The organism is Sandaracinus amylolyticus, from assembly GCF_021631985.1.
Classification (GTDB): domain Bacteria; phylum Myxococcota_A; class Polyangia; order Polyangiales; family Sandaracinaceae; genus Sandaracinus; species Sandaracinus amylolyticus_A.
Genome location: NZ_CP070225.1, coordinates 4203128 through 4218971, shown reverse-complemented (window position 1 = coordinate 4218971; position 15844 = coordinate 4203128). Strand labels below are relative to the sequence as shown.

Here is a 15844-nt window from a genome sequence, read left to right as displayed (position 1 = left end):
GCACTCGGTTATCCTGCGCGGCTCGATGCTCAGGCGTCTCCTCTCGCGCAAGCCGATCGCCGACCTCGAGCCCGGCGACTCCCCGCACTCGCTGCATCGCGCGCTCGGCGCGCGCGATCTGATCTTCCTCGCGATCGGCGCGGTGATCGGCGCGGGCATCTTCAGCTCGATCGGCACCGCGGTCGCGGGCGAGGTGCGCGAGACCGGCGAGGTCGTGCGCTACGGCGCGGGCCCCGCGGTCGTCGTGTCGTTCATCCTGCTCGGCGTCGTCTGCGGCCTCGCGGCGCTCTGCTACGCGGAGCTCGCGTCGATGATCCCGCAGGCGGGCAGCGCGTACGCGTACGCCTACGCGACGCTCGGCGAGATCGTCGCGTGGATCATCGGCTGGGATCTCATCCTCGAGTACGCGGTCGGCAACGTCGCGGTCGCGATCGCGTGGGCGGGCTACCTCGACTCGATGCTCTCGGGCTTCGGCATCCACATGCCGGGCTGGCTCATCCACGGCTACTTCGACGTCGCGGCGAGCAGCCATCCCGAGGTGCGCGCGCTGCTCGAGACCGCACCGCACGTCGCGGGCATCCCGATCCTGATCAACCTGCCCGCGTTCCTGATCGTCGGCGTCGTCACCGGGCTGCTCCTCATCGGCGTGAAGGAGAGCGCGCGCGCCAACACGATCATGGTCATCGTGAAGCTCGTCGTGCTCGCGCTCTTCGTCGTCGTGGGCGCGATGAACATCGACCCCGCGCACTACACGCCGTTCGCGCCCAACGGATGGACCGGCATCCACCAGGGCGCGGCGATCGTCTTCTTCGCGTACATCGGCTTCGACGCGATCTCGACCGCGGCCGAGGAGACGAAGGACCCGCAGCGCAACATGCCGATCGGCATCCTCGCGGGCCTCGCGATCTGCACCGTCATCTACGTGATCGTCGGCGCGGTCATGACGGGCCTCGCGCCGTGGGACTCGATGCGCGTCTCCGATCCGCTCGCGCATGCGCTCGAGACCGCGGGCCTGCCGGTCGTGCAGTGGCTCGTCGCCGCGGGCGCGGTGATCTCGCTGAGCGCGGTGCTGCTCGTCTTCCAGTACGGCCAGCCGCGCATCCTGCTCTCGATGGCGCGCGACGGATTGCTCCCGAAGCGCATGGCGAACGTGCACCCGAAGTACAAGACGCCGTGGACGCTCACGATCCTCACCGGCGTGCTCGTGGGCGTGGGCGCGCTCGTCGCCGACGACGACGCGACGTACGACCTCACGAACATCGGGACGCTCTTCGCGTTCCTGCTCGTCTGCATCGGCGTGATGGTGCTGCGCGTCGTCGATCCGAACCGTCCGCGCCCGTTCCGCGTGCCCTTCGTGTGGGTCGTCGCGCCGCTCGGTGCGGTCGCGTGCCTGTGGACGATGGCGGGCCTGCCCCCGACGGCGTGGGAGCGTTTCGCGGTGTGGCTCGTGATCGGCCTCGCGCTCTACTTCGCGTACGGCTGGCGCAACTCGGTGCTCGGCAAGAAGACCGGCGGCTGATCACGCGCGCGGGCGATCGCTGCGGCGGCGCACGTTCGTGCGCTGCTCGTCGGCGAGCCACGCGATCGCGCTCGGCTCGTCGTCGAAGTACGCCCACGCCGAGGGCGTGAGGCGCATCCACCGCAACGAGTCGACGAAGGCGCGCACCGGCGCCGATCGCGTCACCACCGCGTGCGCGAGGCAGCGCGCGTCGGGACCGATGCGGCGCATCGCATCGAGCATCATCCCGAGCTGCGCCGGCGTCGGCGGCCGCGCGTCGCGCGCGTCGACGAGCAGCACGAAGGGCCGACCTCGCTGCGCGATCGCCTCGAGCGTGTGCAGTGCGTCCGCGACCTCCGCGTCGTGCCGAACGCCGGCAGGCCACGTGAGCCGCACGCGCGGCCACGTGTCGATCGCGACGTGGATCCCAGTCCTCTCGCGCGCCGGATCGACCGGCGCTGCGAGCGCGTCCCCCAGGCTCATGGGGGCGAGACTCTTCGCGCGATCGATCGCTGTCAACGGGTGCGAACGAGCGCTACATGTCGCGATTTCGCCCTTGTTTCGCGGGTGATCCGCGCGATCCGCGATCCGCCGCGCGGCGTCGCTCGTAGCTTCGTCGAGGGGGCGAGCGAATGCGACGAAGCGATCAGTTCCGGAGGCAGCACCAGGAGCTCCAGGAGCTCGCGGTGGAGATCGGCACGCACCTGCGCATCGAGGTGCTCGAGCAGGACGCGTCGCTCTGCCGGCGTCTCGTCGCGCGATTCGCGGGGAAGCTGAGGGTGCACGCGGCGATGGAGAACGACGCGCTCTATCCCGAGCTGCTGCGCCACGACGATCCGCAGGTGCGCGAGCTCGCGGTGCGCCTCGTCCGCGAGCTCGGTCCCGTCTACGAGGGCTTCGACGCGTACGAAGCGCGCTGGTCGAGCGCGCACGCGATCTCGCTCGAGCCGCGCGCGTTCATGGTCTCCACGCTGGAGACCTTCGAGATGTTGCGACGCCGGATGGCGACGGAGAACAAGCAGCTCTATCCGGTGGTGGACGCGCTGGTGCGCTGAGAACCTCGCTTCTCGCCCCTGCCCGCGCGAGGTGCTAGAGCGCGCGCCTCATGGCGAGCACGCTGGACGAGGCGCTCGCGTCGTTCCGTGTGGGGGCGGCGCCCGACGAGGTGGTCGATGCCGCGCTCCGCGAGGCCGATCGCGCGCTCGAGTCGGGCCAGGCCCTCGACGGGATCGAAGCGCTCGTGCGCGCCGAGATCGAGCTCGGAGCGGGCTTCGGCGGGGTGCGCGGAGGCGGGCTCGGCGTGCGCCACGTCGAGCGGCCGCGGGTGCACGCGCTCCTCGGGTTCCGCGAGCGCGTCGATCGCACCCTGCCCGCGCTGCGCCGTGCGGTGCGTTTCCCCGAGGACGTCCGCCGCGCGCTCGAGCTCGAGGTGGAGCGCGCGATCGCGCTCTCGCGCGCGTTCGTCGAGCTCGGCTGGTACGCGCACGCGGCATCGATGCTCGCGGCGTCGGAGCTTCCGCTCGGGTACCTCGGCGCGCGCCCCACGCAGCGCTTCGAGTGGCTCCGCCAGCGCGCGAGCTGGGCGTTCGCGGCGCGCGAGCTGGGCGAGGCGCGCCAGGCGGTGCGCGACTACCACGCGCTCGTGCGCGAGGGCGAGCTGCCCGATCCCGAGATCGATCGCCTGCTCGACGAGCTCTCGGGATGGCTCGAGGTCGCGCCGGTCCGCACGCTGGTCGCGGAGCTCGCGCCGCGCGTCGCGGGGCACCCCGAGCACGAGGGGCGCCTGCTCGCGTGGGACATCGCGTCGACGCTCTTCTTCCCGTGGGACGAGGCGCTCGAGGCCGAGCTCGAGTCGCGCCTGCGCGAGCCCACGGTCGCGACGCTCGAGGCGCTCGTCGATCGTGTCGGTGAGGCGCTCGCCGCGCGCGCTGCGCTCGCGAGCGATCCGCTGCCGCGCCCCGCGCTGCTCGAGGACGGCGGGCGCGTGCTGATGCTGCTGGATCGCCTCGCCGATCTCGCGAGCGCACGCGGCGCCGAGGATCTCTCGTTGCGCGCGCGCGTGACCGCGCACGAGCAGATGCTCGACGTGCTCGCGGCGCTGCGCCCCGACGCGCTCGAGGCGATGCACCCGGTCGACGCGGCGCGGGTGCGCGAGCTGCTCGACGAGTCACCGTGGTCCGAGAGCGCGCGCGGCGCGCGCCTCGCTCGCCTGCGTGCGTCGATCACCGACGCGGCGGATGCCCGCGTGATCTCGGCGCTGGTCGCCGACCCGCTGCTCCCGGCGAGCGACGCGGAGGCGCTCGCGGGCTCGCGGCTCTGGCGCGACGGCGCGCTGGTCGGGCCCGACGAGGACACCCTCGATCTCGTCGCGGCGCTCGTCGATCGCAGCGCGCTCGGGGGCAATCGCGATCTCGAGCGCGGGACGCTCGCGCTCACCCGACGCTGGCTCGAGCACGCGATCGCCTCCGAGGATCGCGCGCTCGCCATGGAGGCCAAGGAGATCCTCGCGGGCGCGCTCGAGCTCGAGGGAGATCTCGCGGGCGCGCTCGCGCTCTTCGAGGAGCTCGCGACGTACTTCGAGGCGCGCGATCACGAGCGCTGGGTGCGCGCGATCGAGCGCTGCGCGATGCTCGCGAAGCAGACCGGCCGTCTCGCCGCCGCGGGGCGCGCCGCGCGCAGCGGGTTCCGTCCCGGCGGGCGCGTGCAGCTCCCGGCGCAGGATCTCCCCGAGCCCAGCGATCCGATGCAGGCCGAGGAGCAGGCCGAGCGCGCGATCGCGGTCGCGCTGCGCACCAGTGATCCCGAGGTCGGCGAGGCGTGGCTGCGGCGCGCGCTCGCGCTCTACGATCGTGTGCCCGACGGTCGCCGTCGCGAGGACGAGATCTGGGAGCGCATCGCGGATCTCTGGCAGGCCGAGGCCGACGCGCTCTTCGAGTCGGGCGACGCGACCAGCGAGACGCTCGACGAGGCCCATCGCCGCGCGCACGAGGCGCTGGTGCGCGCGATCGAGGTGAACGAGGACCTCGGCGACGGCGAGCGCGTGTTCGAGCTCTCGGGGCGGGTGCTCGACGTGCTCTGGACGTGGCTCACGCGCTGGGAGGACGCGATCGACGCGTTCCTCACGCTCGCGCGCGGGCGCTTCCGCTCGGCGATCGCGCGGGCCGATCTCGATCACGCGGCGGCGGCGCTCTTCGAGCTGCGCGCGCACCTCGCGGACTTCCGCAGCGACACCTCGGATCTCGAGATCGCGGGCGACGAGGGCAGCGCGTTCGTCGCGCGCTTCGAGGAGCTCGAGCGCGAGATGGCCGAAGGCGTCGCGACCGAGAGCGAGAAGCTCGCCGAGCCGTGGTGGGCCGAGCGGCTCGAGCGTCGCGCCGCGCTGCTCGAAGCGCGCTGGGCACAGCTCGACGGCGACGACGACGAAGGCGACGACGACGAGCCCTGAGGGGCGTACCGTTCGGGCATGCGAATCGGGGTCGACCTCGGCGGGACGAAGATCGAAGCGATCGCGCTCGCGGAGGACGGGAACATCACCGCGCGCCGCCGCATCGCGACGCCGGCGCGCGACGGGTACGACGCGATCATCGCGGCGATCGCCGAGCTCGTCCGCACCGTCGAGCGCGAGGCCGACTGCGAGGGCGCGAGCGTCGGCGTGGGCACGCCGGGCGCGCTCTCTCCCGCGACCGGTTTGCTGCGCAACGCGAACACGGTGTGTCTCAACGAGCGCCCGCTCGATCGCGATCTGTCGCGCGCGCTCGGGCGTCCGGTGCGCATCGCGAACGACGCGAATTGCTTCGCGCTCTCGGAGGCGAGCGACGGCGCGGCAGCGGGCGCGGAGATCGTGTTCGGCGTGATCCTCGGCACCGGCGTCGGTGGCGGCGTCGTGGTGCGCGGCAGCGTGCTGAACGGTCGACACGGCATCGCCGGCGAGTGGGGCCACACACCGCTGCCCTGGCCGCGCGACGACGAGCGCCCCGGCCGCGCGTGTTACTGCGGTCGCCACGGCTGCGTGGAGACGTGGTGCTCGGGCCCCGCGCTCGCCGAGGATCATCGCGCGCGGACCGGTGAGACGCTCGACGGTCCGACCATCGCCGCGCGCGCCGACGCGGGTGATGCTGCGTGCGAGGCGACGCTCGCGCGCTACGTGGATCGCCTCGCGCGCTCGCTCGCGATCGTGATCGACGTGATCGATCCCGATGTGATCGTGCTCGGCGGCGGCGTGGGATCGATCGCGCGGCTCTATCGCGACGTGCCCGCGCAGCTGTCCTCGTGGGTGTTCAGCGACGTCGTCACCACGCGCATCGTGCCTCCGGAGCACGGCGACTCGAGCGGCGTGCGCGGCGCGGCGTGGCTCTGGCCGATCGGCGGTGCGCGATGACGAGCGAGTGGCGTCCCGATCTCTACGCGCGCTTCGCGCGCGAGCGCGCCCAGCCCTTCCACGATCTGCTCGCGCTCGTGCATCCGCGCCCCGCGATGCGCGCCGTCGATCTCGGCTGCGGCACCGGCGAGCTCACGCGCGTGGTCCACGACACGCTCGCTGCGTCGACCACGCGCGGCATCGACTCGAGCGAGACGATGCTCGCGAAGAGCGCGGCGTACCTCGCGCCCGGGCTCTCGTTCGCGCGCGCACCGATCGAGGCGTTCACGCCCGACGCGCCGCTCGATCTCGTGTTCTCGAACGCTGCGCTCCACTGGGTCGACGATCACCCCGCGCTCCTCGCGCGCCTCGCGTCGTTCCTCGCGCCGGGTGGACAGCTCGTCGTGCAGGTGCCCGCGAACGAGCGTCATCTCTCGCACACCGCCGCGGCCGAGGTCGCGACCGAGCCGCCGTTCCGCGCCGCGCTCGCGGGCTGGACACGCATCTCTCCGGTGCTCGAGATCAGCGAGTACGCGCGCGCGCTCCACGCGCTCGGCCTCGTCGACGTGCACGTGCGAAGGCAGGTCTATCCACACGTGCTCGACACGCGCGACGCGGTCGCCGACTGGACGCGCAGCACGCTGCTCACCGCGTACCTCACGCGCCTGCCGCGCGAGCTCCACGCGCCCTTCGAGGCGCGCTATCGCGAGCTCTTGCGCGCGCGCCTGCCCGACGAGCGCCCGTTCTTCTTCCCGTTCGAGCGCATCCTCTTCCGCGCCGTGCGATCGGAGTAGGATCACGAGCGCATGTCGTTCCGCGACGATCGCGACGCGCTCCGCCACCGCAACGAGGCGCTCGAGCGCGAGGTCGAAGCGCTCCGCGAGGAGCGCGACGCCGCGCACCAGGCGCGCGATCGTGCGCTCGCCGACGCGGAGCGCGCGCGTAAGGGCGAGATCGTCGACGCACCGCACAGCGCGTATCGCGTCGGCGAGAAGGTGATCGTCGAGTGGCGCGGCTCGTGGTGGGACGCGACGGTCGTCGGCGTCGTCGGACCGCGCGAGTGGCGCGTCCACTATGACGGTTGGTCGAGCTCGTGGGACGAGAACGTCGGGCCCACGCGCATCCTGCCGCGCGCCGCGACGCCGCCCGGGCCGCGCGCAGGGAAGGGCGGAGCGCGCGCCGTGCAGGTGCTGTTCGCGCTGCTCGTGGTGGTGATCGCGGCGGTGATCGTCTTCGTGAAGGCGAACGATCCACCGGATCCGCCGGCCTCGGTGCCCGGTGCCTACGCGACGCCGGGCACTGCGCTCACCGCGAGCGACGTGCTGAGCGTCGGCGCACCGGTCTGGGTCGAGTGGCACGGCACCTGGTATCGCGCGACCGTGCTCCAGGCCTACGCCGACGGAAGCGCGCGGATCCACTACGACGGCTGGTCCGACACGTTCGACGAGACCGCCGCGCGCTCGCGCATCCGGCGACCCTGACGCGGGGATCACCCGGTCGGGCGAGCGACTGCCACGACGCAGTGCGCTATCCCCGGAGACCTGCGCGCGCGCCGGGGTCGGGGGGGCAGCGGCGCGCGCGCAGGGCCTCGGCCCTTCCTAGGACGCGCTCTTCGCGAGCGCGTCCTGGAAGGCGCGAAGCACGTCGTCGCTGAAGAGCACGAAGCGGATCGCATCGATGCGCCAGTCGCGCTCGCGCGCGACGCCGATCGCGATGCACGCCGCCGCGTCGATCGGATAACCGAACACGCCGCACGAGATCGCGGGGAGCGCGACGCTCTTGGCCTCGTTCGCCTCGGCGAGCGCGAGCGACGCGCGGAACGCCGACGCGAGCAGCCGCGCGTCCTCCGACACGCCGCGATAGCGCGGGCCCACCGCGTGGATCACCCACGTCGCGCGGAGCTTGCCGAACGCCGGCGTGATGCGCGCCTCGCCGACCGGGCAACGCACGCGCGGAGGCTCGACGATCGGCAGCGCGCGGCACGCCTCGAGGAGCTCGCGCCCGGCCGCGCGATGGATCGCGCCGTCGACGCCGCCACCACCGAGCAGCGTCTCGTTCGCTGCGTTCACGATGGCCTCGACCTCGACCTGGGTGATGTCCCCGCGCTCCACCGTGATCGCCATGCGTTCCAGAGTAGTGCGTTTTGCACCTCCTGAGCACGCGTGGTAAGGGTCGCGCCCACATGGGCCGCAGTACGTCCAGGTGGAACGCCGCGCTCGTCGTGGCCGCGCTCGTCGCGGTCCCAGCCGGCGCCCACGCCGAGGACGCGGCCGAGGTCGATCCCGAGAGCGGTCACGTCTCGGTCAGCGGCGGCGCGCTCGCCGGCGACGACGCGGGCTCGCTCGCGTTCCGCCCGCTCGTGCGAGCGGAGGTCGCGTTCAACGTCGCGGGACCGCTCGCCGCGGGCGGGTTCCTCCAGGTCGCGTTCGCCGACGGCGGCATGAGCGACGCGCCGGCGTTCGGCGGCGGTGTGCTGCTCACGTTGCGCCCCGACCTGCCCGAGCTCGGCTTCGTGCCGCACCTCGAGATCACCGGCTCGCGCGTGCAGCTGCCGAGCCGCGGCGACGGCCTCGTCGACGCGTGGTCGGCGGGCATCGGCGGCGGCATCGGCGTCCCGATCGTCACCGGCGTCGCGGTCGAAGCGCGCGTCCACCACGGCTGGTACTTCGGCCTCCCGGCGACGAGCTCGCTCTCCGAGAGCGCGTGGACGTTCGGCGGCGCGCTGACCGTCGATCTGCCCTGATCAGGCCTCAGCTGTCGTAGACGCCGTTCGAGATCTCGAGCGAGTACGTCGCGCAGCTGAGCGCCGAGCCGGGCCGACGGCGCACCCGCACGAAGAAGGTCGCGCTGTCGTCGGTGCAGTGCGCGGCCGCCGCGCTCGGCGTGGTGCCGCCCGCCCAGCACGGGCACTGCCCCGAGACCACGCCTCCGACGTCGCCGCGGAAGTCGGTCGCCCACGAGTAGTCGATCGTCGGCGTGACCGGGCCCGGGCACGCGACCGCGGCGCAGCTCCCGCGCGAGACGGTGATCTCGAACGTGTCACCGGGGTTCGACGTCAGCTGCGCGCGCACGTGGAAGTTGTCGCAGGTCGTGTCGGCGACGTCGGTCGCGGTGAAGCGGTACCAGACGACGCGATCATCGGGCAGCACGTTGCCGGTCACGACCTGCGTGAGCCCCGGCGAGTCGGGGAACGAGCCGAGATCGATCGCGGTCTCGCAGGTCACGCCGAGACCGAGATCGGGCATCGCGGCGCACTCGCAGCCCGGCACCTCGCGATCGAGATCGAACGTGCCGCTCGGGCATCCGCACGAGCCGTCGATGCACACGCCGCCGCCCGGGTAGTACTCGCAGATCGCGGCGGGGTCGCCCTCGTCGACCTCGGTGTCGCAGTCGTCGTCGTCGCCGTCGCAGATCTCGTCGAGCAGCGGGCTGTTCTCGGGATCGGCCTCGTCGCAGTCCTCGCCCGCCGGCGAGCCGTCCCCGTCGACGTCGACGTCGTCGGGCACGCAGTACCGCGAGTGGCAGGTGGAGCCCGCGCGGCAGGTCCCGTCGCCCGCGCACGGCGGGTACGACGCGCACTCGCCCTCGAAGCAGTACTCGAACGCGTCGCACGTCACGCCTTCGCACGACGGCGGAGCCATCGCGTCGACCGGGGGCCCCGAGTCGCGTCGTCCCGCGTCCACTCCGCCCTCGCCGACCTGCGCGTCGCGCACGCCCGCGTCCACGTCGTCACCGTCGCCGCCGCCCCCACCGCAGCCCGCTGCGAGCGCGCCTGTGAAGACGAGCAGGGCAGCGATCGACGGGACCAGCGAGACGGCTCTCTCAGCTCGAGTCACGGCCAAGCACCTCTGCCCGTCGAAGCGCGATCGCAACGCGATGCCCTCGGAGGCGGTGAAAGCGCGCGGACATCGCGCGTTCGATGCGAGGCTAACACAGACCACCGAGCGCCCGGAAACCCCAGCCGTTCGAGTCGGTTCGCGCCCGCGAGATCGATGGCCCGGATCCGCGCAGCTCGAGACGGCAACGCGTCGTAAGCGGGTTCGAGATCCGCGGCACCTCGAGACGGAAGCGCGCGCAGCGCGCACGTCGCAAGCGGGATGGGGACCCGCGCGCAGCCCGGGGGTCGACAGGGGGGCGCGCAGCCCCCCCGGGGAGACTCAGCGCGGCTCGTCGACGCGGATCAGGATGACGCTGACGTTGTCCTTGCCGCCGCGCTCGTTCGCGTCGCCGATCAGCTTCCGCACCGCCGCGTCGAGATCGTCGCTCGAGGCGCGGATGATCTTCGCGATCTCGTCCTCGGGCACCATCTTCGAGAGCCCGTCGGAGCAGAGCAGGTAGTAGTCGCCGTTGTGCGGCTCGTCGACGTTGAGATCGACCTCGACCTCGTCGAACACGCCGACCGCGCGGCTCAGCTTGTTCGCGCTCGGGCCCTGGATGCCCATCGCGCCGAGCGTGTGATCGGTCGTGAGCTGCGTGAGCTCGCCACCACGGAGACGATAGAGACGGCTGTCGCCGACGTGCGCGATGTACACGCGCTTGCGGTTCGGCGAGAAGCGCGCCGACACCAGCGTCGTGCCCATGCCCGCCTGCGCCTCGTTCGCGCGCGCCTGCTTGAGGATCGCGGCGTTCGCGGTCTGGATCGCGCGCACCAGCTCGTCGCCACGGCGCGGCAGCCCGGCGATCGGCGAGCCACCGAAGTGCCCGGTCTCGAACGACGCGGTGATCACGTCGATCGCCATCTGGCTCGCGACCTCGCCCGCCGCGTAGCCACCCATGCCGTCGGCGATCGCGAAGAGCGAGTGCGCCTGGAGCACGAGGTACGCGTCCTCGTTGTGCTTGCGGCGACGGCCCGCGTCGGTCTGGCCGACCGCGGTCACGAGGATGCGCGGCTGCGGGCCGGTGGGCTCGTCTTCCTCGATCTCGCCCGGCAGCCCGGTCTCGGAGATCTCGATCTCCATGCTGCCGACGTTCGAGCTGGTGTTCGGGTGGGCCGCGCCGGCCGGCGGAGGCGGGTTGGACGCGAGCTTGGTCCCGGCCTCTTCGCCCGTCGCATCACGACGGCGCTCGAGCGGGCCCGCCGCGAGCCCGGCCGCGCCGACGCCGACCGCAGCCGGCTCTCGCGAGCCGCCGTCGCGACGCCTGCCGAGCAGGAGGAAGAGAAAGGCCACCAGCACGAGGCCGGCGACGCCTGCGATGATCCAAGTCGTCATCCGGGGCGATTCGCATCCTAACAAGGTCTCATGGTGCGGTGGGAGCCCAATTCGGTCCCGTTGCGGTAAGCCTCCCATCTCGTGGAGGAGAAGCCCCCGCACCCTGACCGGTTTCTTGCGTGTTTTTCGTGAGCGCGTAACTCTCCTGCGGGTGCTCTCCCGCCCCACGGCGCGATCGCCGCTCCGGCCCGGGCCCGACGAGACGGTCGTGCCGCTGGTCGTGCGACGGCGCGGCGAGGACGCGGAGGCGCGCCGGGAAGAGGGTGGGGCGCGGATGTCGTCGGTCGCGAGCCTCGCGTCGGTCGAGCTCTCGGGCGTCCTTGCGACGTCGCCCGACGCGCTCCGTCGACGGCTGCTCGGACCGTGGGCGCTCGGCCTGCGCCAGTACCTCGCGCTGAGGCTGGGCGACCCCCAGCGCGCCGGCGATGCGTTCCGCGAGCTGAGGCGTCTCGTGTCGGCGATGCCCGCGTCGGAGCTCGTGCGCGAGCCGGGGCCGAAGGCGCACGTGTACCGCCTCGCGCGGCGCATCGCGCTCGACCTCGCGGCGCAGCGCCCGGCCTCGGGGCGCGAGGCGCTCGCGTTCCGTGACCCGCCCGAGGCGACGCGCGGCTACGCCGACGCGCTCCAGCGGGTGCGCCGTTCGCTCTCGGGCGACGACGCCGAGCTCGTCGAGCTGCGCTTCGCGCGCGAGCTCTCGCCCGCCGAGATCGCGTGCGTCGTCGAGCAGCCGCTCGTGGACGTCGAGCTGCGCCTCTCGCGCGCGACGTCGCGGGCGTTCGATCTCCTCGGCGCGCACGCGCCCGATCCGCACGCGACGCGCGGTGGCCCGCTGGTCGATGCGTTCGCGCTCGCGAAGGGCGCGCAGGGCAGCGCGACGCGCACCGTCGACGGCGAGTCGCTCGCGGCGCTGCCGCCGGGGACGCTGATCGGCGCGCGGTATCGCGTCGTGAAGCGCGTCGGCATCGGCGCGTTCGGCGACGTGTACATGGCGGACGATGCCGACGTCCCGGGGCACCGCGTCGCGCTCAAGATGCTGCGCGAGCCCTCGCTCTCGACCGCGGCGCGCGAGGCCGCGCTGCGCGAGCTCAAGCTGATCGCCGCGGTGTTCCACCCGTCGGTCGTGCAGTTCAAGGATCACGGCTGGCACGAGGATCGGCTGTGGTTCGTCATGCCGTGGTACGAGGGCGAGACGCTCGATCAGCGCATGCAGCGCGGTCCGCTCGCGCGCGCCGAGGCGCGCCGCATCTTCGAGCCCCTCGCGCGCGCGCTCGCGGCGCTGCACGCGAACGGCATCCGTCATCAGGACATCAAGCCGGACAACGTCTTCCTCGCGCGCATCAAGGGCTTCGGCCCCGACGGCGAGCACGAGGAGAGCATCCCGGTGCTGCTCGATCTCGGCGTCGCCGCGAAGGAGCACGAGGCGCTGATCGGCGGCACGCCGGTGTACTTCGCGCCCGAGGTCGCGTCGCACTACGCGAACGTCGACGACGAGCGACCGATCGGCCCGAAGGCAGACGTGTTCGCGCTCGCGCTCACGCTTCGCAACGCGCTCGAGCCGGACACGGAAGAGGACGTGCCCGCGGGCGCGATCGAGGCGTTCATCGAGCGGCGCGCGCGCGAGCGCCCGCCGCTGCCGCGCGCGAAGGAGCTGCGCTGGCTCGCGCCCTCGTTCGAGCGCTGGCTCGCGATGGATCCCGATCAGCGGCCGAGCGCGGAAGAGCTCGCGCGCGAGCTCGCAGTGCTCACGCGGCCCGAGGAGCGGCGGGCGCGACGTCGCGCGGTGCTGCAGTGGCTCGTGCCGCTGCTGGTGGGCCTCGGCGCGGCGTTCGGCGCGCTCGTCTACGTCTTCGTCCGCGAGACCGAGCTGCAGGAGCTCGAGATCAGCCGCGCGCGCACCGAGGCCCAGGCTGCGCGCGCCGACCTCATGGTCGAAGCCGCGCGCCTCGAGGCGCTCGACGCCGATCACGCCGCGCTGCTGGAGCGCTACGAGCAGAACCGCCTCACGCGCCAGCAGCTCGCGGATCAGCTCGCGACCGCGGAAGGCCAGATCCGCATCCTCGGCGATCAGATCGGTCAGCTGATCGGCGATCGCGAGTCGCTGAGCGCGTCGCTCGACGAGACGCGCGAGGCGCTCGCGACGACGCAGGAGACGCTGCTCACGCAGCGAAGGCAGCTCGACACCGAGCTCACGCGCGTCCGCGATCTGACGCGGCACATCGACGAGCTGCGCATCGACTCCGAGCGCGTGACCGCGGAGCTCGAGGGCGAGCTCGAGCAGACGCGCGGGCGCGTCGAGCAGCTCGAGGATCAGCTCGAGATCTCGCGCGCAGCGCGCCGCGAGGTGACGGCGCGCGCGGAGTCGCTCGAGAGCCAGCTGCGCGAGTCGGAGGCCACGCGCGAGCGCGCGATGGAGGAGCTCGTCACGCTGCGGCGTCGTGTCGCGCAGCTGCGCGAGATCCTCGATCCGGCCGATGGCCCGTCGCGCCGGCAGGACACGACCCCGGTCGACGTCCGCGCCCCCGAGCCCGCGACCACGGGCTCCGACGACGCGCCCTGAGGATCACTCCGCGGCGATCTCGACGCCCGCCTCGGGCGGTCCGTCGATCGCGACGAGCGTCCAGCGCGCGCCGGCGGTGCCGCTCGCGGTGGTGAGCGTCGACTCGACGAGCCCGAGGTTCGCGCAGACCGTGAGCGTCGCGCGCTCGCCTGCGTCGTCGCGCTCGAGCCGCGCGCAGCCCCGCCCCGCGATCGGCGTGCTCAGGTCGCCGACCCGCTCCGCGAGCCGCCAGCCCGCCGACACCTCTTCGCCCGCGACACCGACGCCCGGCGTCAGCCAGTCGCGCGGGAGCCGCCACGCCACCGTCTCGGCGGCCTCGGTGAGGATGCGCCCGGCGTCGTCGATGGGCGCGTAGCCCGGCTCGGTGGTCAGCGCCGCGTGCTCGTCGAGGCCCACGAGCTCGCCCTGGTCGGCCACGATCCAGCGCGCGTACACCGGCTCTTCGTCGAGCGGCGTGCCCACCGGCGCGAGCAGCACCGCGATGCCGGCGCCGCGCCGCACGATCTCCTGCACCCGCATCTGCACGCGCCGCGGTGCGCCGTCCCCGACCGCGACGTCGTAGCTGAGCGTCCCGCCCGGCGGCACGTCGTTCAGCCACTCGCTCGTGGATGGGGGCTGTTCGACCGCCGCGAGCTCTCCGCCGCTCGTCGGCTCCGCCGCCGTCGACGCGCTCCCGGGCCCGCAACCGAGGCCGAGCGCGAGGCTCGCGCACATGCCGAACCGCACGCCGAATTGCATGCGGACGACACTATCACGAGCGCACGGTCACCCGTCGCACGATCGCGGGTCGCTTATTCGAACGTCACGCGTCCGAAGCGTTCGGGTACGTGGAAGTCGCCGATCAGCGGCGGCGACCATCCGACGCCGAGCTGTCCCTGCGCGCGCACGTCGAGCACGTAGAGCGCGATGCGCCAGGTGTCGCCGCGCGAGGGGCGCGACGCCGGCGTGCCGAGGCGCTCGAACGCGCTCCACGGGATCGCGATCTCGGCGGTCCAGCCCTCGTCCGCCGCGTCGTCGTTGGGCGTGCCCTCGGTGGACACCGCGGAGCGCAGCTCGCTCGACCACGCGACGCGACCGAAGGGCTGGGGCACGCGGCGCGCGTCGAACCACGTGTCGAACACCAGGTTCGTCGGCGAGACCTGCAGCTCGGCGTAGCTGCGCCCGTCGCCGTCGGGATCGATCATCAGCTCGACCGCGTCCTGCTCCCACAGGTGCGCGTCGTGGCCTTCGAGATCGCAGCGCAGGAGCTCGTCGGCGACCTCGAACGCGACGTAGAGGGCGTCGTCGTCCCACGCCATCCGCGCGGTGACCTCGGGCTGCGCGTGCGAGCCGTCCATCGTGTCGACGAAGCGCTCGGTCCGCGCGGCATCGCGCCAGATCGCGTCGTCGAGGCGACCATCGAGAGTCGGCGGTGCGCTCGCCCGCGGGACGCGCAGCGTGGGGATCTCGGTGCGCGGCGGAGGCGTCGCGCAGGTGCAGCCCGAGAGCAGCGCCACGGAGATCAAGAGCTCACGAGCACGCACGACGCAGCTCCTCCGGCACGCTCACCGGGCGCGCCTCCGCGAGGTGCACGACCGCCGTCGTGATCGCGCCTTCGCAGAGCACTTCGCCATCACGCAGCACGCGCGCCTCGAACACGATGCGTGCGCGCGTGATCGACGAGACCCACGTCTCGATCACGACCTCGTCGTCGAAGCGCGCCGGCGAGCGATACGCGAGGCTCGCTTCCACGACCGGCATCGCGAGCCCGCGCTCGACCTCGAAGCGTCGGTAGTCGACGCCGCGCGCGCGCAGGTACTCGATGCGCCCGGCCTCCATCCACACGAGATAGACCGTGTGGTGCACGACACCGGCCTTGTCGGTGTCGACGTAGCCCACACGAGCACGATGCCGGACGACCGCGGTGCGATCGTCCGGCACGTGGGGCGCGAACCGAGCTCGGCTCAAGCGGCGGCGGCGAGCTTGCTCTTCACGAGGTCGTAGACCGCCGTGAAGTGCGTCATCTTCTTGAGCTCGTCCTCGGGGATCGAGAGCTTGAAGGTGCGCTCGACCTCCGCGACGATCTCGATCGCCATCATCGAGTCGATCCCGAGCTCCTTGAAGGGAGTCTCGTCGGGGATCTCGTCGACCTCGCTCACCTCGGCGATGATCTCGCGGAGCTTCTCCCTCAGGTCGCTGTCCGACATCGCGACTGCACTTTCTCGCCGCTTGGGGCGCTACGG

General features: G+C 72.8%; 16 protein-coding genes. 8 read left to right on the top strand and 8 right to left on the bottom strand.

What is annotated here, in order from left to right:
* Window positions 1-25: 25 nt before the first annotated feature.
* Window positions 26-1519 carry an amino acid permease gene (locus tag I5071_RS17815; protein ID WP_236606673.1) on the top strand — a complete coding sequence of 498 codons (1494 nt, stop codon included), beginning with the start codon at window positions 26-28 and terminating at the stop codon, window positions 1517-1519.
* Here the strand turns inward: I5071_RS17815 and I5071_RS17810 are convergent, their stop codons facing one another.
* Window positions 1520-1981 (bottom strand): STAS/SEC14 domain-containing protein, encoded by a 462-nt coding sequence (locus I5071_RS17810; RefSeq protein ID WP_236606672.1) that lies wholly within the window; start codon window positions 1979-1981, stop codon window positions 1520-1522.
* Between the two features lie 149 nt (window positions 1982-2130).
* Between I5071_RS17810 and I5071_RS17805 the strand changes: the two genes are divergently transcribed.
* Genes I5071_RS17805 through I5071_RS17785 form a run of 5 tightly spaced genes read left to right on the top strand, consistent with a single transcriptional unit; the run spans window position 2131 to window position 7336 of the window.
* Window positions 2131-2553 carry a hemerythrin domain-containing protein gene (locus I5071_RS17805; RefSeq protein ID WP_236606671.1) on the top strand — a complete coding sequence of 141 codons (423 nt, stop codon included), beginning with the start codon at window positions 2131-2133 and terminating at the stop codon, window positions 2551-2553.
* 50 nt (window positions 2554-2603) lie between these two features.
* On the top strand, window positions 2604-4943 hold the full coding sequence (locus I5071_RS17800; RefSeq protein WP_236606670.1) for a hypothetical protein: 2340 nt from the start codon (window positions 2604-2606) through the stop codon (window positions 4941-4943).
* Between the two features lie 18 nt (window positions 4944-4961).
* Entirely contained in the window at window positions 4962-5876 is a 915-nt protein-coding gene (locus tag I5071_RS17795) for an ROK family protein (RefSeq protein ID WP_236606669.1), read from the top strand.
* Window positions 5873-6649 (top strand): methyltransferase domain-containing protein, encoded by a 777-nt coding sequence (locus tag I5071_RS17790; protein ID WP_236606668.1) that lies wholly within the window; start codon window positions 5873-5875, stop codon window positions 6647-6649. The genes I5071_RS17795 and I5071_RS17790 overlap by 4 nt, the downstream gene beginning before the upstream one ends.
* A gap of 12 nt (window positions 6650-6661) precedes the next feature.
* Entirely contained in the window at window positions 6662-7336 is a 675-nt protein-coding gene (locus tag I5071_RS17785; protein WP_236606667.1) for a hypothetical protein, read from the top strand.
* Window positions 7337-7453: 117 nt separating this feature from the next.
* On the opposite strand, the gene I5071_RS17780 is transcribed toward I5071_RS17785, so the two are convergent.
* On the bottom strand, window positions 7454-7978 hold the full coding sequence (locus I5071_RS17780) for an O-acetyl-ADP-ribose deacetylase (RefSeq protein ID WP_236606666.1): 525 nt from the start codon (window positions 7976-7978) through the stop codon (window positions 7454-7456).
* Between the two features lie 59 nt (window positions 7979-8037).
* On the opposite strand from I5071_RS17780, the gene I5071_RS17775 reads away from it, so the two are divergent.
* Window positions 8038-8598: a hypothetical protein gene (locus tag I5071_RS17775; RefSeq protein ID WP_236606665.1), complete on the top strand. Its 561-nt coding sequence runs from the start codon at window positions 8038-8040 to the stop codon at window positions 8596-8598.
* 7 nt (window positions 8599-8605) lie between these two features.
* Here the strand turns inward: I5071_RS17775 and I5071_RS17770 are convergent, their stop codons facing one another.
* Window positions 8606-9691: a hypothetical protein gene (locus tag I5071_RS17770; RefSeq protein WP_236606664.1), complete on the bottom strand. Its 1086-nt coding sequence runs from the start codon at window positions 9689-9691 to the stop codon at window positions 8606-8608.
* Window positions 9692-10012: 321 nt separating this feature from the next.
* A complete protein-coding gene (locus I5071_RS17765) occupies window positions 10013-11065 on the bottom strand; it encodes a PP2C family protein-serine/threonine phosphatase (RefSeq protein WP_236606663.1) in 1053 nt (350 codons plus the stop codon).
* Between the two features lie 151 nt (window positions 11066-11216).
* Here I5071_RS17765 and I5071_RS17760 point away from each other — a divergent pair, with 151 nt between their 5' ends.
* A complete protein-coding gene (locus tag I5071_RS17760) occupies window positions 11217-13622 on the top strand; it encodes a serine/threonine-protein kinase (RefSeq protein ID WP_236606662.1) in 2406 nt (801 codons plus the stop codon).
* Window positions 13623-13625: 3 nt separating this feature from the next.
* On the opposite strand, the gene I5071_RS17755 is transcribed toward I5071_RS17760, so the two are convergent.
* The 4 genes from I5071_RS17755 to I5071_RS17740 are packed head-to-tail and all read right to left on the bottom strand — an operon-like array spanning window position 13626 to window position 15808.
* Complete coding sequence (locus I5071_RS17755) at window positions 13626-14360, bottom strand: hypothetical protein (RefSeq protein ID WP_236606661.1); 735 nt, start codon at window positions 14358-14360, stop codon at window positions 13626-13628.
* A 53-nt stretch (window positions 14361-14413) separates the two neighbouring features.
* Window positions 14414-15145 (bottom strand): carbohydrate-binding family 9-like protein, encoded by a 732-nt coding sequence (locus tag I5071_RS17750; RefSeq protein WP_236606660.1) that lies wholly within the window; start codon window positions 15143-15145, stop codon window positions 14414-14416.
* Window positions 15132-15542 carry an acyl-CoA thioesterase gene (locus tag I5071_RS17745; RefSeq protein WP_236606659.1) on the bottom strand — a complete coding sequence of 137 codons (411 nt, stop codon included), beginning with the start codon at window positions 15540-15542 and terminating at the stop codon, window positions 15132-15134. The genes I5071_RS17750 and I5071_RS17745 overlap by 14 nt, the downstream gene beginning before the upstream one ends.
* Before the next feature lie 23 nt (window positions 15543-15565).
* Window positions 15566-15808 carry an acyl carrier protein gene (locus tag I5071_RS17740; RefSeq protein WP_053232961.1) on the bottom strand — a complete coding sequence of 81 codons (243 nt, stop codon included), beginning with the start codon at window positions 15806-15808 and terminating at the stop codon, window positions 15566-15568.
* Between the last annotated feature and the right edge of the window lie 36 nt (window positions 15809-15844).